Source organism: Myxococcus guangdongensis, assembly GCF_024198255.1.
GTDB classification, from domain to species: Bacteria; Myxococcota; Myxococcia; order Myxococcales; family Myxococcaceae; genus Myxococcus; species Myxococcus guangdongensis.
Genome location: NZ_JAJVKW010000003.1, coordinates 14,094 through 33,985, shown reverse-complemented (window position 1 = coordinate 33,985; position 19,892 = coordinate 14,094). Strand labels below are relative to the sequence as shown.

The window sequence follows — 19,892 nt, the reverse complement described above, 5'->3', positions numbered from 1 at the left end:
ATCTACCGGCTCGCGCGGCGCGCGTCGCGCGGGAGCGTCACGGTGAAGGTGGTGCCGTCCAGCTCGGAGGAACGCACGTCCACGCTGCCGCCATGCGCGTGGACGATTTCCCGGACGATGAACAACCCCAGGCCCAGCCCGCTCCGGCGCCGGCCCTTCTCGCGCGCGGCGCCCGCCTGACGGAACGGGTCGAACAGCGTCGCCAGCTGCGGCGCGGGGATGGGCGCCCCGGGGTTGTGCACCTCCACCACCTGCCGGGTCTCCAAATCCAGACATCGCAGCAGCACGGGGGCATCCTGGGCGCCGTGCTCCAGGGCATTACCCACCAGGTTGCTGAGCACCTGCGCCAGCCGGTCCGCGTCCCAGAGCCCGTCGGAGCGACCGTCCACGTCGAAGGCGATGTAGCGGTCCGGATGCGCCAGGGACAGCTCCTCCACCACTTGTCGACACACGGTGGACAGGTTGGCGGGCGCCACCTGCAAGGGGATGCCGCCGGACAGTCGGGCCCGGGTCAAGTCGAGGATGTCCGAAATCATGGTGCCCATGCGCTCGGCGCTCGCCTCGATGCGCTGGGCCATCTGTTGTTGGGTGGAGCTCAGGGGCGCGCGCCGGCGAAGGGCGCGGGCGGACAGCGTTATCGCGTTGAGGGGGTTGCGCAAATCGTGGCCGAGAATACCGATGAAGCGCTCGCGGAACTCCGCCTCCTCCGCCAGCCGCTCCAGCGTGCGCTTGCGCTCGGTGATGTCCATCATGGAGCCAATCATCCGCACCGGCCGCCCGGCCGCGTCGCGCGACAGCACGCCCCGGTCCAGGACGTGGACCCAGCCGCCGTCGTCCTTGCGGAAGCGGTACTCCGCCTGCCACGCGTCCTCGCCGGACGCGATGAAGTCGTGCAGCCCGCGTGACACCCCCTCCCGCTCGTCGGGGTGCAGCCGCTGCGTCCACCACGCGAAGTCGTGGTCCGCCGCCTCGGGTCCGTAGCCGAACAGCTCCTCCTGGCCCCCGTCCCAGCGCACCCGGCCCGTCCCCAAATCACAATCCCACAACACGTCATGGGTGGCGCGCGCCGCCAGCCGGTAGCGCTCCTCCGCCTCGCGCAGCACCGCCTCCGCCAGCTCCCGCTCGGTGCAGTCCGCCACCACGCCCACCATGCGGTGGGGCCGCTCCCCCTCGTGGAAGCTCTGGCCCACCGCCTCGTACCAGTGCGTGGTGCCGTCCTGGTGACGGCAGCGGAACTTGAGCGCGTACGCGCCGTCCATCGCCAGCGCCTGCTCGATGCTCCGCGCCACCCGGGGCCGGTCCTCCACCACGACGCAGGACAGGAAGGACGGCAGCGAGCCGCCCAGCGCGCCCGGCGACTGGCCGAAGAACGCCGCCGCGTCCTGCGTCCAGGTCACCGCGCGCCGCGCCTCGGTCCACTCCCACGCCACCATGCGCGCCTTGGACAGGGCCTGTCGCTGCAGCTCCTCGCGGGCCAGCGCGTCGCGCGCGGACTCCAGCGCCGCCTCCGCCCGGCGCCGCGCCTCGCGCTCGCGCTCCAGCGCGCCCTCCACCACCGCCGGGTCCTCCCCGGCCGGCTCCAGCAGCCACAGCACCAGCGCTTCCGCCTCCTTCACGCCCACCACCTGGAAGCGCCCGCGCAGCCCGTCGCGCGACAGCCGCAGCGTCGCGGACAGCGGCACGCCGGAGGACCACGTGCGCACGCACGCCTCCAGCTCCACGCCGATGAGCCCGTGCTGGGCCCAGCGCGAGACACAGGAGGGCACGCCCCAGTCGCGCACCAGGTGCTCCGCGGCCGCGTTGAGCGACGCGCTCTCGAAGTCGAGCACCTCTCCCGAGCTCCCCCGCATGACTTCCAGGCGGATGCACGGTGCGGGACTTGCGGCATGGAGCGACCGTGCCAGGGCATGCCCCGGCAGCGACGACAGGCTCACCATCGACTTCCCCCCGGCGAGCGGCACCCCAGGGGCCCACGTGCGAGGACCGGGGCGCGCACCGCGCGTTGGCAGAGAGTGCCATGTCCGAGGTGTCGCGAACTTGTCCTCGGGTACAGCCCATCCCGCAGTGCTCACCCGTAAGCACTGCGCTGGCGAGACAGACTCCGCCCCGCGGCCCCGATGTTCCCCAGGGCGCGGCCCCCTACCGACCCACGCCCCGAAGCAAAATGCACCCTGGGCGACACCCGCCACTGCCCCCAGGGGCAGGAAGGCGCCGCACCCACAGGGGCCAGGACGCGACTCACCCCGTCAGGCGGGGCAGGTGGACCGTGAAGGTCGTCCCGTCGACCTGCGAGGACACCACGTCCACGCTGCCCCCATGGCCCCGGACGATGTCCCGGACGATGTAGAGCCCCAGGCCGATGCTGCGGCTGGACTGGCCCTCCTTGAGCGCCCCGCGCGTCATCGGCTCGAACAGGCGCGACAACAGCTCGTGCGGAATCGGGTCTCCGCCGTTGTAGACGCTGACGAGCGCGTGGCCGCCCTCGGCGAAGGTGCGCAGCCGCACGGGCGCGCCCTGGGGGCTGTAGGCCAGCGCGTTGGAGAGCAGGTTCGTGAGCACCTGGGCGATGCGGTCCGGGTCCCACTCCCCGCGCACGTCCGACGCCACCTCCACGTCGACGTGCCGCCCGGGGTGGGCCAGCTGCACCTCGTCCAGCACCTGCGTCACCACGTCCTTCAAGGTCGTGGTCTGCCGGTGCAGGGCGATGCCGCCGCCCAGCCGCGCCTTGGTGAAGTCGAGCAGGTCGCGAATCATCCGCGCCGCCCGCTCGGAGGCCTGGCCGATGCGCTGCACCGTGCGCTTCTGGCTGTCGGACAGCTCGTTCTTCTTCTCGAGCAGCCCCACCGACATGGCGATGGCGGCCAGGGGGTTGCGCAAGTCGTGCGACACGATGCCCACCAGCTGCTGCTCGAACTCCGAGCGCCGCCGCAGCTCCTCGTGCACGCGGCGCTCCTCGGTGATGAGGCGCACCCGCTCCAGCGCCTGCGCGCACGCGTGCGCCAGCGCGGAGAAGAACGCCCGGTCCATCTCCGTGAACAGCCGCGCCCGCGCGAACGACAGGCCGATGACGCCCAGCGCCCGCCCCTTCACCAGCAGCGGCAGCGCGATGGCGGACTCGTGGATGCCGTGCGCGTTGAGGTGCGGGTAGCGCTCGGTCCACTCCTCCAGCGAGCCCAGCCAGATGGGCTTCTGCTCGCGCACCGCCTCCGTCAGGGGCACGCGCTGGGACAGGGGGATGCGGCGCCAGCGCGACAGCACCTGCTCCGGGTAGCCCACCGCGTCCACGATTTCGAGCGCCTCGCCGTCATCGCTCAACAGGTTCACCGCGCCCGCCTTGGCGCCCGCGGCCACCAGCCCCTGCTCGAAGAGGGCCCGGCACACGTCCGTCACGGTGCTCGCCTCCGACAGCCGCGCGGTGAAGTCGCGCAGCCGGTCGATGTGGCCCGCGGCCCGGTGCGCCAGCTCGCGCGCCTCGGCTTCCTTCTGACGCAGCAGCTCCGCCTGCGCGCGCACCTGGTGCTGCGCGCGGAACAGCTCCACGAAGACGGACACCTTGGAGCGCAGCACCTCCGGCGGGAAGGGCTTCTGCAGGAAGTCCACCGCGCCGGTGGAGTAGCCCGTGACGAGCTCCGTGTCGTCGCGGCCGTACGCGGTGAGGAAGATGATGGGCACGTTGCGCGTGCGCTCGCGCTGCTTGATGAGGGACGCGGTCTCGAAGCCGTTCATCCCCGTCATCCGCACGTCCAGCAGGATGACCGCGTAGTCCTCGCGCAGGAGGAAGCGCAGCGCCTGCTCCCCCGAGCTCGCCTTCGTCAGGCGCACGCCGAGCGGCTCGAGGATGGCCTCCAGCGAGACGAGGTTGGCGGGGTTGTCGTCCACCACCAGCACGCCAGGCGCCTCGGCGCCCTGCTGCAGGGTGTTGTCGGAGGCGCCCTCCTGCGGCGCGGGGAGGCTGGCCAGCCCCAACACCCCGCGAGGGGACGTCTCCCGCCGAGGCAGCCGTTCCGACATCGTCGTTGCAATCCCTTCGTGGAACATGGCGTCTTCACCTGGTGTCGGGCGGTCCACCGTCGAGCCTGGGAGTGTCCATCCGTCCTGGGGGCAGGTCGGCTCCCTTCAACACGCTCTGGGGCCCGAATCAAACCGTGCCCGTCTCCTCCTGGGGCAAGCCGCTCGCGCGGAGGCCCGGCAAGCGTGCGCTATCCATCACTCGCCAGGTTCAGTATCGCCCCTTCACCCCGAGGATGGGCAGGACGATGGGCAGCCCCACGGCCTTCTTGGACAGCGGCCGGCCGCCCCCCCCGTCGTACTCGAAGCTCACCGTTTCCTGACTGATGGTGACATTGAGCATGTCCAGGTAGGCCTCCAGGCTGAACGTCTCGTAGACCCAGGACTTGGACAGGCGCATGTCGAAGCGGAAGAAGGGCGGCAGCCGGTCCACCGCGTCCCGGTCCGCCTTCACCCACGACGGCCTGCCGGAGCCGTCCCGCCCCGGGCGATGCGTCTGGGTGCCCAGCGTCCCGTACTCGGGGCGGCCGGTGTTGAAGTGCACCACCCCGCCCAGCGTGACGCTGTTGGAGAACTTGTAGCTGAGCACCAGGTTGAGCACGTGCGTCTGGTCGAACGCGAAGGGCAAATCCCCCGTCGCCTCGCCCATCACGTTGCCCTCGAAGTCGTACCGGTAGAAGCGCGTGCGGCGGAGGCTGCGCTGCAACGTGTACGACAGCCACCCGAACCAGTTGTCCCCCAGCGGGTGGCGGATGAGCAGCTCCAGGCCGTAGGCCACCCCGCTGCTTTGAAAGTCCGGGAAGTCGATGTCGTCCCGGCCGGGGATGCCGGGCTCCTGGTCCGGCAGCGGCGTCTCCTCGTCCGTCAGGCCCTCGTCGGAGAAGGGCGTGAGCTCAATCGTGCGCACCAGCGGGTTGACGTAGGCGTCCAGGCCCACCTCCAGGCCCTTCAACGCCTTCCACTCCGCGCCCAGCGACAGCTGCACGCCCTGCTGCAGGCCCAACAGCAGGCTGCCCACGTCCACCACGGGCAGGCTGATGAGGGACGTGGGCGGCTGGTGGAACAGGCCCGCGGAGCCCTTGAGCACCAGCGCGTCGTTGAACTGGTGGCGCACGGTGAGCCGGGGCTCGAGCACCGCGTGGTCGATGCCGGGCGACAGGTGGTAGTTGTCCACGCGCAGGCCCGGGACGAAGGACCACCGGGGCGTGGGTTGGTACACCAGCTCCGCCCACGCGCCCATGAACGTGGCGAGCGCCACGGGGGCCAGCTGCTCGGTCTCCTCGTCGGGCGTCAGCTCGTAGAAGTCGACGATGGCGCGCTTGTGGTCCACGTCCCCGCCCAGCCGCAGCGTCACGGCGGAGTCCAACGGGACGGTGTAGCCCACGCGCGCGGCCCACGTGCCCTGGTCGATGTGGATGGCGGTGGCGTCGTTGGGCGGGTTGCTGCTGACGATGGCGAAGCGGTCCAGGCCCCACGTCACGCCCAGCTCCAGCTCCCCCCCTCCGAGCGGGTGGCGGTGGCGCAGGTCCATGCGGTGGAAGATGACGGACTGCATCCCGGTGTCGCCGAACTCGTCCTGGGCCTCGGTGCCGAAGGTGTCCGACGAGCCGAACGCGAACAGCCGCAGCTTGCCCTTGCCCACGTCCTGCTCCACGCGCAGCTGGTAGTCCCAGAAGTCGAGCACCACCTTCTCGTTGAGCCGTCCGGGCGCGGGCGGGTCCTGCAGCTTGTTGGCCGCCAGCGCGATGAGCCACGGCGTATAGGAGTAGCGGCCCGCCACGCTGACGTTGGTGCCGGTGGAGGGGAACGGCGTCTCCAGGAAGAAGCCCGCGTTGATGAGGTCCGCGTACGCGCTGCCGTGGACCCGGTCATCGCGCGGACGACTGAGCCGACCTTCGATGGCGCCGCCCAACAGCCGCCCGTAGCGCGGCGGCGGCGAGCCCGGGAAGAAGTCGATGGTGTCGATGAAGTCCGGGTGGATGACGGCCGGGCCGAGGAACAGGTGGAACAGGATGGGGACGCGGATGCCGTCCAGGAAGTAGCCCGTGGCCGCGGGCTGGCTGCCGCGCACCACCGGGTAGGCCACGCCGGACAACATGCTGCCCACGCCCGGCAGCAGCATGACGACGCGGAACGGGTCGCCCATGGTGCCGGGCACCTCGCGCAGCTCCGCGTCGTGCAACGTCACGCGGCTGACCTCGGTGCGCTCGCGGTCCGCGCGCACCACCGTCTCGTACGGGTTGATGACGAGCGGCTCCAGCCCGTACACCACCTCCAGCGCCTCCTGCGCCTTCAACACCTCGCGGAAGTTCCCCGCCTTGTGGCCCGGCGCGGACACCCGCACGCGGTGCTCTCCCGCGGGCCAGCGCGCCTGGAAGGCCCCTTGCGCGTCCGTCTGCACCGGCGCGTCGGGGACGGACTCGGACACCAGCGTGGCGCCGACGACGGGGCGACGGTTGCCCTTGGTGCGCACGCGCCCGCTCAGCGTGACGGGGGCCTGGGCCACGGCGTCGGGTGAGAGGACGGGCGCCTCGAAGCGGTACTCGAAGCCCAGCCGCACCGGCACCGGCTGGCCGTCCACGGTGGCGGGCGTGAAGCGCAGGCCGGGCGCGGCGTGCAGCGCGGCCCTGTCCAACAGCGGGTGGATGCCCTCCACCAGGGTGGCGGACTCCACCTCGCCAGCAGCGTCGATGAGCAGCTCCAACCGGACGACGCCCGACACGCGCTCGGCGGCGAGCTGGGGCGGATACGGCGCGGGGGCGTCCTGGGCGAGCGTGGGCGGCAGGAAGACGGTCCCGGCGGCGCCCGCGTCGGAGGGCCCCGTGTCCACGGCCCACCCCGCGTCCGTGCGCGACAGCTCCACCTCCGTGGGCACGGGAGGCACTCCCGCGTCGGGGGTGGACGGGGCCTGGGCGCTCGCGCGGCCCACCGGCGCGCACAGCACCAGCAGCCACACCGCCATGAGCGCGCGCGGCCAGCGTCGTGCGCGCAGCCTTCCCCGAATCGAATCCGTCACGTCGCTTCTCGTCGGCCCCTGAGGCTCCATGAGGCCAGGGACGCGGCAGGGTGACAAGCACCCAGGCCACCGAGGCGTCACCCGCCGAGCACAGGCAACCGCCAGGCGCGTCCCACGTCGGGTGCCCGACGCACAGGGCGCGGCGCGTCCGTGGGTGGACACCGGCCATGTCTTGAAGGGAGGGAGGACACCAGCGGGTGGGCTCACCAACTTCCCCGCACTCCGGAGCCCCGCGTCATGCGTTTTCGTCTGTCCCAGTCCTGGTGCCGGCGGGCCGTCCTCGCCCCGTCGTCGTCCCCGTCTCCCGTCGCGTCCTCGGCCTCTCCGGCGGGCCAGGGCGTCGTCCGCGCGCGCGCATGCGGCGCCCGGAGGCTCGCGAGATGATCGCCCCGCCTTCGCTCCGCGTCCTTCGAGGTCGCCTGCTCCAGCTGCTCCTGGGCGTGCTGCTGGTGCTGGTGGCGCTGAGCCTCATGCCCTCCGCCTCGGCCGAGTCCTCCGCGCGCGACACGCTCACCGCGGAGCAGACCCCGGTGCTCCGGGAGACGCCCACGCCCCCGGGACAGCCCGCGCGCACCGGGGCACCGTTCCCCGAGCGCTGCCCGGCCGACACGCTCTGCCTGCCCAGTCGCTGACGCTCAGCGCTGCGGCAGGATGGCGGCGGCCACCTGGTTGACCAGCTTGAGCTGGCCCCGGGACATGCGCCGCAGCGTGCGCAGCAGGCGCCGCATCTCCGGCAGGTGGTCCTTGTCGCGCGAGTCCTCCTCCCACAGCGCCGCCCCCACCGAGGCCGCCGTGACGAGCCCCAGCCCCACGTCCGCCGACAGCCGCAGCGCCAGGCACAGCCGGAACAGCGTGGGCACGCTGGGCATCATCTTCCCGCGCTCCATCCGCCCGTAGACCTCCGCGGCGATGCCGATGCGCTCGGCCACGTCCGCCTGGGTCAGCCCCGCGCGCATCCGCGCCGACCGGGCCTCCTCGCCCACGTTCACCGCCAGCCGCCGCTCCAACTGCTGACGCGACTGACGGGCACGGTCGCTCGGCCGCCCCTTGCTGGACGCGCGGGACGACTTGCGAGGCGTGGAGGAACCTTCAGGGTGGGTCTTCACCGCGTCAACCTTGTGAGTTCGGACCGAGGCCCCGGCCTGCACCGCCTCAGGCCTCCCTCGGACGTGTGTCCGACGCGACTTATAACCCACCACGTCATCAGGCGAAATACCGATACGCCGGGTAGTCCCCGGACCCGGTTTCAGCCCGCCCACCGCCCCTCCCACCCGGGTCCCGACGGGCCAACGCCCTCCCCTCTCCGCCACTCGACAGCTCCCTTCCCATTCGACCTGGGACGTTCAGGACTCGTCTCTGGACTTCTCCGGCCAGCCAGTACCGTCCTCCCAGGTCCTGGACACCCCTCGGAGCCCACCTCACACCTCCCATTCGAAAAACTGAAAATCAAGACTTCGTCCCGAAACTGTTCAGGGACGGAAACAGGAAGCACCCCGGACACGGCCTCCACCCTCAGCGGACGGATGGAGCGCGACAGGAACGAGCGCTCGGAGCCAGCCGCGGTGGACGGGGCACGCACTACCCATGGGGTGACTTCCAGCCGGAGGACGAACATACTTTTCGAGGTGAGCCCACGGGCCCATCGGGCCCATCGCCGTCGCAAGGAGAGCCGCCCATGTCGCCCCCGTCGTCCGACGCCTCCATGCCTCCGGAAGTCCTGCTGCGCTCCGGCCGCGCGTCGTATGAGTTCGTGAAGTCGCTGGGGGCCGCGCACCACGGGGAGCTGCTGCTCGCGCGCCGTCGCTACGAGGCGGACTTCTGCGGCTACGCGGTCATCAAGCGCCCGCTGGGCGAGGACGACGCGGCCATCCACCGGCTGCTCGAGGAGGGCCGGCTCAGCGCGCTGTTGCACCACCCCAACGTCGTCTCCGTGCACCACCTCAAGGGCCCGGACGACACGCCGGTGCTCGTCTTCGAGCACACGCCCGGCCACCGGCTGGACTCGCTGCTGGAGGCGTCCGCCCGCTCGCACCTGCCCTTCTCGGAGGGCTTCGCGCTCTACGTCGCCGCCGAAATCGCCGAGGCGCTCCACCACGCCCACACCCTCACCGACGAGCACGGCCACCCCCTGCGCGTGGTCCACCGCGACGTGGCGCCCCACAACATCCTGGTCACCGAGCACGGCGCGGTGAAGCTGCTCGACTTCGGCGCCGCCACCTCCGTGCTCTCCGGGGACGCCGCGCGCGCCGCGCCGCCCGTGAGCCTGGCCTACGCCGCGCCCGAGCACGTCGCGCGCCAGCCGCTGGACGGCCGCGCGGACCTGTTCGGCCTGGGGCTGGTGCTGCTGCAGCTGCTCACCGGCCGTCACCTCTTCGAGGGCGCGGACCGCTTCGAGGCCGAGCGCCGCCACCACCACGAGCGCGCCCTCACCCAGCCGCCGTCCGACGCCGGCGAGGCGCTGGAGGACGCCATGAAGAACGCGGTGGGGCTGGCCGCCGCCCGGGAGCTGCGCCGCCGCATCCGCGCCTACGGACACGACGACTTGGAGGACGCGCTGCGCGCGGTGCCGGCGGCCTTCCAGTCGCTCCTGAGGGGCACGCTGGCGCCGGCGCGCGAGGAGCGCTTCGCCACGGGCGCGGAGCTGGCGCGGGCCCTGCGGCTGTACGCGCGCCGCGCGGGGCTGGTCTTCGGCCGGGCGGAGGCGCTCGCGGAGGTGACGGGGCTGCGCTACGCGGCGCTGCGCGTGCAGGCGGGCGAGTCCCCCGAGGAGGTGCTGGAGGACAGGCTCCTGCCGGAGGAGGACCCCGCGAGCTGAGCGGCGCCCACCTCCGACGCCCTCGATGTTCACGGGCGGACACCCGGGACGTCCACGCCAGGACGTCTCGACGCGCCGCGGCTGGCGGATGTCGGACGCCGGTACGAGGCTGAGTCTCCATGTGCACGCCCAGCCTCGTCCTCCTGGTGGAAGACCACGTCGACAGCCGGGAGCTCCTGGAGGAGTTCCTGACCCTGGAGGGCTTCGCCGTGGAGACGGCCGGCAACGGCCAGTCCGCGCTGGAGCGCCTGTCACGCCCGCCCTGTCCGGACGCGGTGCTGCTCGACTTGATGATGCCGGTGATGAGCGGCTGGGAGCTGATGCGCCACGTGCGCGAGGATGATCGCCTGCGGGAGGTCCCCGTCGTCGTCGTGTCCGGCGCGGGCAACCACCAGGCCATGCCCGAGGGCATCCAGGGCACCGTGCCCAAGCCGGTGGACCTCACCGAGCTGCGCGCCACGCTGGCCCGCGTGGTGAGCGCGCAGGGCTGAAAAGCGCGCTCAGGCCGGCGGAGGCGGCGCGCGCGGCAGCGTCACCCGGAACACCGTGCCGGCCTCCGGGGTGGACGTCACCTCGATGTGGCCCCCGTGGCCCTTCACCACCTGCTCGACGATGTAGAGCCCCAGGCCCAGGCCCCCGCTGTTGCCGCTGACCGGGTGGTTGTGCGTCGCGCGGCGGAACGGGTCGAACAGGTGGGGCAGCGCGTCCGGGGCAATGGGCTCGCCGGGGTTGTGCACCTCCAGCACCACCGTGTCGCCCTGGTCCGTCAGCGTGAGGGTGACGGGCACCTCCGCCGCGCTGTACTGGAGCGCGTTGCCGCCCAGGTTGCTCACCACCTGCAGCAGCCGGTCCGCGTCCCACTGTCCCTCGTAGCGCCCCGCGCCGCCCGCCACGCGCAGCGTGCGCTCCGGCCACGCGGCCTCCAGCTCCTCCACGCCCTGGCGCACCACGGCGCGCAAATCCCCCGCCGTGCGGTGGATGGGGATGCCGCCGCCCAGCCGGCCGCGCGTGAAGTCCAGCAGCTCCGAAATCATCCGCGTCATCCGCGCGCTGGAGCGGGCGATGCGCGTGACGAGCCGGCGCTCGCGCTCGGGCAGGGCCTCGCTGTGGAGCAGCTGCGTGGTGGACAGGTGGATGGCGTTGAGGGGGTTGCGCAAGTCGTGGCTGACGATGGCGATGAGCCGCTCGCCGAAGCGCGCCGCCTGCAGCGCGGCCTCCTGGGCGCGGCGGCGCTCGGTGACGTCCGTCAGCGTGGCCACGCCCGCGATGATGTCCCCCTCCCTGTCGCGGATGGGCGCGCTGGAGACGAGCACCGTCATCGAGCGGCCATCCTCGTGCCGCAGCATCGCCTCCTCGCCCTGCACCACCTCGCCCGTGCGCAGGCTGCGCGACAAGGGCCACGCGTCCGCCGCGTACGGACGCCCGTCCAGGTGACAGGCGCCGTAGTCCCCCGCGAAGGTGTCCACGTGGGACATGGGCTGGAACGGGCGCCCGGTGAGCGCGGAGACCTGCCGGTTGGCGAGCGCCAGCCGGCCGCTGGCCGCGTCCGCGATGACCACGCCCGCGGGGAGCTGCTCGAGCACCGCGGCCAGCCGCGCGCGCTCCGACTCGATGGTGGACAAGAGCCGCTGCCGGTCCGTCTCCACCGCGCGCCGCTGGGTGATGTCCATCACCGTGGCCACGCGCTGGGCCACCTTGCCCGTCTCGTCGCGGAAGGCCGTCACGTGGGTGAAGGCGGGGAAGCGGCTGCCGTCCTTGCGCAGGTGCAAGGACTCGTACTCGTGCGAGGGCTTGGAGCGCGCCGCGGCCGCGTGACGCGGGAGCATGCCGCGCGCCTCCGGGGCGATGACGGTCTCCAGCGGCTTGCCCACCAGCTCCTCCGGCGTGGCCCCGTGCATGCGCGCGAAGGCGGGGTTCACGTCCAGCAGCACGTCGTGCTCGCCGGCCACCACCACCACGCCCACGCCCAGCCGGAAGAAGACCTCCTCCCAGCGCCTCAGGCCCGCCTCGCTCTCGCGCAGCCGGACCAGGGACACCTCCGCCTCCGCGTGGGCCTCGCGCTCGCGGGCGTGCGCCTGCGCCTGCGCGAGCAGCGCGGTGGCCCGGTTCGCCATCGCGCGGAACAACAGCAAGTCCTCCTCCGACAGCTCGCTGGTGGCGCGGCTGCCCATCAGCGCCACGCCGATGAGCGCGTCGTCGAGCACCAGCGGCACGCCGTACAGCGCGCGCACGTCGGAGGTGCGCACCACGTCCGAGTGGGCGCGGGGGTCGCTGCTCGCGTCGTGCACCAGCAGGGGCTGCCGGGTGGCGGCGATGGTGCCCGCGAAGCCCTGGCCCACCGGGACGCGGCCTCCCACGTCCACGCCCTCGCCCACGCCGCTCTCCACGCGCAGCAGGTCGTCGCCCTCGCGCAGCAGCACCACGGCCACGTCCACCGCGACCACCGTCTCGCGCAGCACCTGGAGCAGCCGGGGCAGGAAGCCCGCCACGTCGGGGCTGCCCAGCGCCGCGGTGCTGATGCGGTCCAACGCCTGGAGCGTGCGCTCACGCGCGCGGGTGTAGCGACTGACGGACGCGGCCACCGCCTCGTCCATGGCCTCGTGGAAGACGCGCTCCTCCTCCGGCCGCGCCGTGGCGCCCTCGCGCGAGGACCACAGGCCCAGCACGCACGAGCGCAGGAGCCGGTACTCCGCCACCACCTGGCGCAGGTCGAAGCCCTCTCCCAGCCGCTCCAGGGCGTGGTGGTCGCTGATGGCGCCCAGCCTCGAGGCCAGCTCCGGCCGGGGCTCGCGCATCATCAACGCGAGGGTCTCCAACAACCGGGGCAGGCCGTCGCGCAGCGCGGGGCCCGCCAGCGCCTTGGCGGCGGGGATGGAGCGCACCTCCTCCTCCCAGGCCGACATGATGGCGTCACGGTGCTTCAGCAGGAAATCAGCCAGGGGGATGGGCAAGGGCGTGTCGGGGTGGGGTTCCGGGCACAGGGGGGAGGCCCCTGGGTCTAGGTCACTCCCCGGGTCCGGACAACCGCCCAGATGGCTTGCGCCATCCAGCCCACACTTCACGCCCCGTCCTTCACCCCCACGGGGAGGTGGGCGCGGTGACCTCCGTCAGCCGCAGCAGGCGGTGCTCCTGCTCCAGCAGGTAGTGGACGCGGAAGCCCGAGCCCAGGACCACCAGGCCCGCCTGTCCTGGAGACAAGGGACCTTCCAGCGGGAGCCCCGCGGCCAGCGCGGCCAGCTCCCCCTGGAGCTGCTGCCGGACCGGCGCGGAACACTCGGAGAGCGTACACAAGGCCTCGGGCATGAGCTGGAGTCGCAGTGCCATGGTCCATGTCAGGTTGACCACCTGCGCCCCCTGGAACAAGACGTGCCTGGGGTCCAAGGCACTCGTTCGTTTCCAACTTCCACGAATCTGGATTCCCCGTGAGCCGCCGCGCGTCCTGCGGCGGGCTGTCCTCCAGCCAACGGGAGGATGGGCCCGTCGCGAGCGCGAAAAGGTGGCGCGCGCTAATTAGACAGGGTCATTTCCCCCCCATCCCTCATGTCTCACTCCGTACGCCACCTCCTGCTCGTCGAGGACGACCCTTCCTGGCGGAAGCGCTTGGCCGATGCCGCCCACGCGGAGGGCGTCGCCGTGAGCCACGCCTCGGACGGGGTGGAGGCCCTGGACTGGCTGCGCACCCACCCGCGCGCCGGGCACCCCGACCTCATCCTGTTGGACCTGATGCTGCCCCGCATGGATGGCTGGGAGCTGTACGGGCAGCTGCGCACGGATGCGCGGCTGCGGCACCTGAACGTGCTGATGTTCTCCGAGGCGCTGCACGGCCAGGAGGTGCCGCTGGGCGGCGTGGTGGGCTACCTGCACAAGCCCGCCATGCCCGAGTCGATGATGGGCGCGGTGCGCTCGCGCCTGCGCTTCGCGGAGGAGATTCCCGCGCGCGAGCCCTCGGGCACGTATGCGCTGGAGCTGCGCGAGGACGTGTCCCTGCCGCTGCGCCTGCTGCCCGCGCCGGTGGCCCACTCGGTGCGCATGCACCTGCTGCGCGCCGCGGAGCTGGTGGGCACCGAGCTGCCCATGGCGTCCACGTGGTTGATGGCGCTGCCGGGCACGCCCCCCGCGCTGCTCGTCTGCGTCGAAGGTGTGCGGGTGGTGCTGGACGTGGATGACGAGGCGCGCGTGCTGCGCGCCACCTCCGTCGACCTGCCGCCGGGCCTGCTCACCCACTCCTGAGCGCGCGTCGTCACGTGGCGATGACGTGGCGCACGGTGCCGTGCACCAGGTCCAGACACAGCACGCGGCCGTGCACGTCGTACACGAGCAGCGTCGAGTGGCCCAGCCGGACGCGCGGCGGCGTGTCTCCCTCGAAGGTGAGGGTGAGCCGGGCGCGCAGGACACCGCGGGCGTCGAGCAGTCGCGCGTCCCAGCCCTCCAGGCAGCGCACCACCTCCGCGCGCCACGTCGGGGTGAGGACCTGGTGCACGGGCTCGCCGAGCTCCGCGTCGGAGACCCACGGCGTGGCCTGACGGGGGATGGTGGGTGGCAGCCACAGCCAGTCGACGCGGCGGAACAGGGGTCCTCCATCGTCGACCCTGAGCACGGCCGCGCGGGCCTCGCCGTCCGGGGTGAGCGCGCAGGAGCGCAGCCCCAGCACCTGCTCCGCCTGCCCCGACACCAGCGGTCCGCGCGCGCGCAGCGTGGGGCCGTTGTGCAGCTCGTAGGTCCAGCGCTCCAGGTGGCTGGTGGTGAAGCTCAGCCACGAATCGTCCACGGCGAGGGAGCGCACGGTGCCGGGCACCTCCGCCACGCGCCACAGGGCCCGCGCGTCGGGGGCCTGGGCGTCCAGCATCATCACCGTGTGGCCGGACACGACGAACCAGCTCCCGCCGTCGTAGGTGGGCGCCCAGCTCTCCATGGCGAGGTCGCACCAGTGCGTGGCCTTGCGTGACATCACGTCGACGCGGGACACGCGATGCAGCTCGCCCCGGGGCGCCAGGGCCAGCACGCGGTCTGCGTGCAGCGAGGCGACCAGCGAGAAGGCGGGGACATCCAGGTGCGCGAGCCTGCGGCCCTCGGGGTTGAGCAGCACCGCGCCCGCCTCGCCCAGCGCGAGCAGCACGCGGCCGCCGGACAGCACCACGGCGTCGTGGATGAGGTGAGGCCCCGCGTCGGCGAGCGAGGCGGACGCCACGACGGGAGGCAGGCTCGGGTCCGAGCCCCAGGCCGCGAGGCGCTGCGTGGGCAGCGTGGGGAGGTCCGCGCGCAAGGCGCCGTCGAGCAGCTCCTTGAGCAGTCGCTCGAGGAGCTCGACGGTGACGTGGGCGCGGCCCGCGGCGCGGTCCTTCAGCAGGGCGCGCACGGTGGGCTGGAGCAGCGTCGCGCGCGCGGCGGAGACGGACTCCTGGGACAGGGCTTCGGCGAACGTGAGCCGCTCCTGGGCGCCCTGGGGTGTCTCGTCGTCCAGCAGGGCCGCCACGCGAGCGTGCGTGGAGGACAGGCCGTCCGGGAGCGCGCAGGCCCAGCGGGCCAGCAGGTGCGCGCCGATGCCGCCACCGACCTCGACGCCGCGCTCCAGCCATTCGCGCGCCAGCTCCCGCTGCTCCACCACGGGCCAGATGACATGCACGGCCATCGCCCAATGGCCCGCGTCCGCGCGCTCCTGCGCCCAGAGGAGCCGCAACGCGCGGGCCTCCTCGGGGTGCGTGCGCTCCAGCCGGACCACCACGTGCGCGAAGCAGCCGCTGCGTCGGGCGATGGCCACCGCGCGCTGGGGGTCCTTCGCGAGGAACCATTGGCGCACGACGATGGTCGGGTCCAGGGCGCGGCCCTCGGCGAGCTCCGCGGCGAGCTGGAAGCGGCCGTGCTTCTCCAGGAAGGCGACGGCCTCCGCGTGCGCGCCGAGCAACTCGGAGAGCACGAACACGGCCTCGTCGATGCGGCCCTCGCGCTCGAAGCGCTGGAAGGCCGCGCGGTAGCGCTGGCGCAGCGCCTCGTAGAGGTCTTCGCCGCCCGCGAAGGTGGTGGCGGGACCTCGGGGTCCGAGTTGCAGCGTGAGCTTCTCGCGAGGGCCCGGCAGTCCGAGCGCCTCGCGGGTGTTCGCGTCGGGAGCACCCGCGCCCAGCGGCACGGCATGGCGCAGGGCCGATTGCAGGTCTCCGTCCTCGAACATCTCGAACAGGCGGCGCAGGTAATCCGCCTTGCGACGCAGGAGCAGGTGGCTCAGCGGCGACTGGTGGGTGAGCCATCGGGACAGGCGCGAGAGCAGGCCCGGGCCCGGAGGCGTGGGAGGCGGACCGGGAGCCTCGGCGCGAGCGCCGGTGCTGGTCCCCGAGGGCTGCGCGTCCTCGACCGAGGAGAACAGGGATGACAACCATCGACCCAACCAGGATGGATTCCTGGAGGTGGACAGAGCATCACGGTGCGAGCCCTCGCTCGAGGTGACACCGCGCCCGAGCCACGCGGCGAACCGGCCGAGCCAGCTTCCCGTGCTCTCACCGGAGGCCCGAGCCAACGCCGATGGGTCACGTGCCTCCGCGCCACCCGCACCTGCGCCGAAGGCGGCGCGCAGCCGACTCCACCACCCCGTCGAGGCCTCGCGCCCAGCGGCGGGTGCGCTCGACGTCGAACCGGGACGAGCGCCCTCTCCTCGACCGAAGAGCGCGCGCAGACGCGACAACCCACCCGGCCGAGAACCCTCGGAAGCAGCGCCTCGACCGAACGCGGCGCGCAGTCGCGACAGCATGCCGGGACCCGTCCCTTCACCGGAGCGGGAGTCCTCGCCTCGACCGAACGCGGCGCGCAGTCGCGACAGCATGCCGGGACCCGTCCCTTCACCGGAGCCGGAGTCCTTGCCTCGACCGAACGCGGCGCGCAGTCGCGACAGCACACCCGGACGCGTTCCCGCACCAGACGCCGAGCCATCCCCCTCACGCCGCCGCGACAACCCATCAGGCCGCGCCGCATCTCCGGGCCCGAGGGCCGCGCGCAGCCGCGACAGCAAGCCACCGCGCGCCGTCGCACCACCCCGCCCGAGGGCCGCGCGCAGCCGCTCCCGCCAGCCCAGAGGCTTCACGACCACAGGAGCCTCCACCACGCGCCCCTGCATGCGCGCCAGGACCTCCTTCGCCTCCGTCGACAACTCAGGGACCGCGGAGCCGAAGAAGGCCCGCGTGAGCGGCGCCTTCGGCTCCACCGCGGACACCACGGGAGCAGGTGGCGCCCCCAGGCCCCGCGTGGGCACCACGGTCCACGCCGACACATCGAGCCACGAGGACACGTCCACCGGCAGCGCGCCCGTCACCGGATACACCCAGGCCTGTCCGCCCCGCACGAGCACGAGCGAGCCCGGCCGCGCCTCCACCCGCTCCCACTCCGCGGACGACAGAGGCGCCGAGACGAGCACCCCCCGCTCCAGCGTGAGCGCGAGGCCCGGGCTCGTCCCCGCATCACAGCGACGCGAGACGGGCAGGCGCAGCAGATACCCCTCCGCCACCCACAGCACGCAAGCCCCCGGCGCCCACAGCGACATCACCCGCCGACGCGCCTCGTCCTCCGAGAGCAGCACCGGGTCGAACCAGAACGCCACGGCGCTCACCGTGCCCCGATGCAGGTGCTGACGTGGCGAGGTCGAAGGACGCGTCCGCATCACCTCCCTCCCGTCGTCGCGCGATAGAGCACCCGCCCCAGCGTCAGTTCCATCACCACCAACTCCCCACTCCGCGTCAGCCACGCGAGCAGCGGCCCGGCGTGGCTGACCTCGGCGTGCGTCACCCCATCCGACGCCTTCGTCAACACGAACTCGCGCTTCCCCGTCAGCCACAGGAGCGTGCGCTGGTCCGCGCCCAGGACGAACAGTCCCACCTGGTTCTCCACGAAGTGGCAGACCCCCGTGCCCACGACGCGCGCGCCCTCCGGCACGGCGATGTCCACATGGTGGTCCGCGAGGAACATCCGCCACACCGTCGACGAATGCCGCGCCGCGAGCAGCCCCATCCCCTGGACCACCGGGACATCACGCGCCCAACCGAAACAGGCCTCGCCCTGTTTCACGTTCAGCACCACGTCCTCGGCGTCCCAGGTGCCCATGACGTGCAACGACGTCCGGGCCGGAGGCGGGGGCGCGTCCTCCTGCGGCGCGAGCACGAACACCGGCTTGCCGTTGTCGCCCCACTGCGGGGGCTCGCGTCTCAGTCGCTCCAGGCGCGAGCTGACGGGCACCTTCGCGCCGCCACGGATGTAGACGAGCTTGTTGCCCACCTCCGCCATCGCCGTCACCGGGTAGTCGAGCGCCACCATCTCGACGCGCTGTTCGGCTTCGACGCGATACACCAGGAAGAGCCCACCGGTGCGCGTCAGCAGCAGCACCATCTCGTGACGGCCCCTGTCTCGCCACGAGAACAGTCGCCCCGGACCTGGAGTCGCGGAGGGGAACGTGGGCGCATATCCGGACGTCCACCCGCCGATGACCTCGGCCGAGCCCACGCCTCGATGGATGCGCGGCTGCGACAGCGTGCCGTGGAGCACGTAGCGGTCCTCGCGCTCCATCAACGTGAGCAGCCCACCATTCGGTCGCCAGCCCGCGGCCAGCACCGTCTGGTTCGGCTTCACCTTCATGCGTCGGGGCTTGGGGAGGGTGGCCATCGGCGAGGCGGGGATGGCCATCGCGGACACACTGCCATCCGCGTGGAACGTCACCAGCCGGCGGCCCTCCGCGGAGAAGTGGAACGACGTGGGTCGGTCCTCGGACAGGCGCACCACGGGCTTCGCGACGCGCGCCTGGAACGGGTCTCGCAAGAGCCGGATGCAGTCGTCCGCGGGCGGCAACTCCAACACCACCGAGCGCGTCTCACGCGACGCGGGACGCACGTCCACCTGGAGCTTGCGCTCACCGGGCTCCATCACCTCGCCCACCTCGACGCGAGACAACCCGCGGGCGCTCGGAAGCCGCGCCAGCCGAGCATCCCCCACGAGCCACGCATCTTCCGGGGTGGCCTCCAACGCCAGGGCCTCACGCCAGGCGGCGAGCTGCGCTTCCGAGGGCGGCGCCACGTCCCTCGCGCCGAGCCAGGACAGCACCAACGACGACGTCACCTCCGAGTACGGGCGCTGTTTCGGAGGAGGCGCTTGGAGCACGCCCCAGGTGAACGCCGCGCCCGCGGCCTCGGCGCGGCGAGCCATGACGATGAGCAACGCCAGATGCGCGATGCGCGGGTTGCCGAGCTGGTCCGGCCCCGCGTCCAGCAACACCACCGTGCGACGCGCGCCCTGCGGCTGTCGGAACGAGGGCTTCAGGTAGGAGAGCTCTCCGAAGGCGGCGCGACGCACCAGCTCCTCGGGAGCCTCCAGCGCCCAGAGCCATTCGCTGACGAGCAGCCGATCAAACGAGCCGCGCCGGGACAGCCCGTCATAACCCTCCGGCTCACCGCCCTCCACGTTGGAGCGCGAGCGCATCCCACCCACGGCCGCGGCCAGTCGCGCCACATACGCGCCCACGTGGAGCGACAGGGGCTCGGGGAACAGCGACAGGGATTCGGCCCAGGGGCTCAGCGAGGGAGGCAGCGCGCTCATGAAGCCCCGCCCTCCTCATCCGCGAGCCAGGCGGCGAGCGTGGCGCGGTGCACGGGCCGGGCCGACGCGACCGACAGCAACCACGGCCCCGATGGCAACACGGCCAACGGCGTTCCCCCGACCTCCACGCGCGAGAGCAGCGCGCGCTCCAGCACGGACACCAGCACCTCGGGAGCCAGCGCACACGGCAACAGCAGCGAGGGCGCGGAGACCTCGCGCCCCAGGTACGTGACGCCATCCACCCAAGGCAGGGACTCGGCGGCGCCCAGCAGCACGAGCACGCCCCGCCCCGAGACACCACTCCACGAGGAGAGCCGCGCGTCATCTTCCAGGAGCACACGCCGGGCGAGCGCATGGGCCACGTCCCCCACGCCCACCACGGCCAGCGGCTCCAGCGGCTGCGCGCGAGGGCCCCACCGCACCGGCAGGGCGCCCTCAATCTGACGACTCATGTCCCTGCTCCACCGCGCGCGCCATTCGACGAGCAGC

13 protein-coding genes are annotated in these 19,892 nt (G+C 72.7%); 4 read left to right on the top strand and 9 right to left on the bottom strand.

The annotated features are described in order from the left end of the window. Window positions 1-2 precede the first annotated feature (2 nt). The 3 genes from LXT21_RS09510 to LXT21_RS09500 form a co-directional block, all read right to left on the bottom strand. Window positions 3-1,850 (bottom strand): sensor histidine kinase, encoded by a 1,848-nt coding sequence (locus tag LXT21_RS09510; protein ID WP_254037801.1) that lies wholly within the window; start codon window positions 1,848-1,850, stop codon window positions 3-5. Window positions 1,851-2,238: 388 nt separating this feature from the next. Continuing rightward, window positions 2,239-4,011 (bottom strand): hybrid sensor histidine kinase/response regulator, encoded by a 1,773-nt coding sequence (locus LXT21_RS09505; RefSeq protein ID WP_254037800.1) that lies wholly within the window; start codon window positions 4,009-4,011, stop codon window positions 2,239-2,241. Between the two features lie 208 nt (window positions 4,012-4,219). Further along, window positions 4,220-6,970, bottom strand: coding sequence for a TonB-dependent receptor domain-containing protein (locus tag LXT21_RS09500; protein WP_254038524.1), 2,751 nt, complete (start codon window positions 6,968-6,970; stop codon window positions 4,220-4,222). A 434-nt stretch (window positions 6,971-7,404) separates the two neighbouring features. Between LXT21_RS09500 and LXT21_RS09495 the strand changes: the two genes are divergently transcribed. After that, entirely contained in the window at window positions 7,405-7,656 is a 252-nt protein-coding gene (locus LXT21_RS09495) for a hypothetical protein (protein ID WP_254037799.1), read from the top strand. Between the two features lie 3 nt (window positions 7,657-7,659). Here the strand turns inward: LXT21_RS09495 and LXT21_RS09490 are convergent, their stop codons facing one another. Next, the gene (locus LXT21_RS09490) at window positions 7,660-8,130 is read right to left on the bottom strand and encodes a helix-turn-helix domain-containing protein (RefSeq protein ID WP_323394269.1); all 471 of its coding nucleotides are present in this window, start codon (window positions 8,128-8,130) and stop codon (window positions 7,660-7,662) included. Window positions 8,131-8,699: 569 nt separating this feature from the next. On the opposite strand from LXT21_RS09490, the gene LXT21_RS09485 reads away from it, so the two are divergent. Both LXT21_RS09485 and LXT21_RS09480 read left to right on the top strand, forming a co-directional pair. Next, window positions 8,700-9,839: a protein kinase domain-containing protein gene (locus LXT21_RS09485; RefSeq protein ID WP_254037798.1), complete on the top strand. Its 1,140-nt coding sequence runs from the start codon at window positions 8,700-8,702 to the stop codon at window positions 9,837-9,839. Between the two features lie 119 nt (window positions 9,840-9,958). Then, window positions 9,959-10,330, top strand: coding sequence for a response regulator (locus LXT21_RS09480; protein ID WP_254037797.1), 372 nt, complete (start codon window positions 9,959-9,961; stop codon window positions 10,328-10,330). A 9-nt stretch (window positions 10,331-10,339) separates the two neighbouring features. Here the strand turns inward: LXT21_RS09480 and LXT21_RS09475 are convergent, their stop codons facing one another. Both LXT21_RS09475 and LXT21_RS09470 read right to left on the bottom strand, forming a co-directional pair. After that, the gene (locus tag LXT21_RS09475) at window positions 10,340-12,790 is read right to left on the bottom strand and encodes a PAS domain S-box protein (protein WP_256571481.1); all 2,451 of its coding nucleotides are present in this window, start codon (window positions 12,788-12,790) and stop codon (window positions 10,340-10,342) included. Between the two features lie 121 nt (window positions 12,791-12,911). Further along, window positions 12,912-13,163 (bottom strand): hypothetical protein, encoded by a 252-nt coding sequence (locus LXT21_RS09470; protein WP_254037796.1) that lies wholly within the window; start codon window positions 13,161-13,163, stop codon window positions 12,912-12,914. A 216-nt stretch (window positions 13,164-13,379) separates the two neighbouring features. On the opposite strand from LXT21_RS09470, the gene LXT21_RS09465 reads away from it, so the two are divergent. Continuing rightward, on the top strand, window positions 13,380-14,069 hold the full coding sequence (locus tag LXT21_RS09465; protein ID WP_254037795.1) for a response regulator: 690 nt from the start codon (window positions 13,380-13,382) through the stop codon (window positions 14,067-14,069). A gap of 10 nt (window positions 14,070-14,079) precedes the next feature. Here the strand turns inward: LXT21_RS09465 and LXT21_RS09460 are convergent, their stop codons facing one another. From LXT21_RS09460 to LXT21_RS09450, 3 genes are read right to left on the bottom strand one after another with little or no spacing between them, the layout of a single operon-like run. Then, window positions 14,080-17,481, bottom strand: coding sequence for a bpX6 domain-containing protein (locus tag LXT21_RS09460; RefSeq protein WP_254037794.1), 3,402 nt, complete (start codon window positions 17,479-17,481; stop codon window positions 14,080-14,082). Next, window positions 17,481-19,403: a hypothetical protein gene (locus LXT21_RS09455; protein ID WP_254037793.1), complete on the bottom strand. Its 1,923-nt coding sequence runs from the start codon at window positions 19,401-19,403 to the stop codon at window positions 17,481-17,483. Before LXT21_RS09455 ends, LXT21_RS09460 begins: the two co-directional genes overlap by 1 nt. Continuing rightward, on the bottom strand, window positions 19,400-19,855 hold the full coding sequence (locus LXT21_RS09450; protein ID WP_254037792.1) for a bpX5 domain-containing protein: 456 nt from the start codon (window positions 19,853-19,855) through the stop codon (window positions 19,400-19,402). The genes LXT21_RS09455 and LXT21_RS09450 overlap by 4 nt, the downstream gene beginning before the upstream one ends. Window positions 19,856-19,892: the final 37 nt, after the last annotated feature.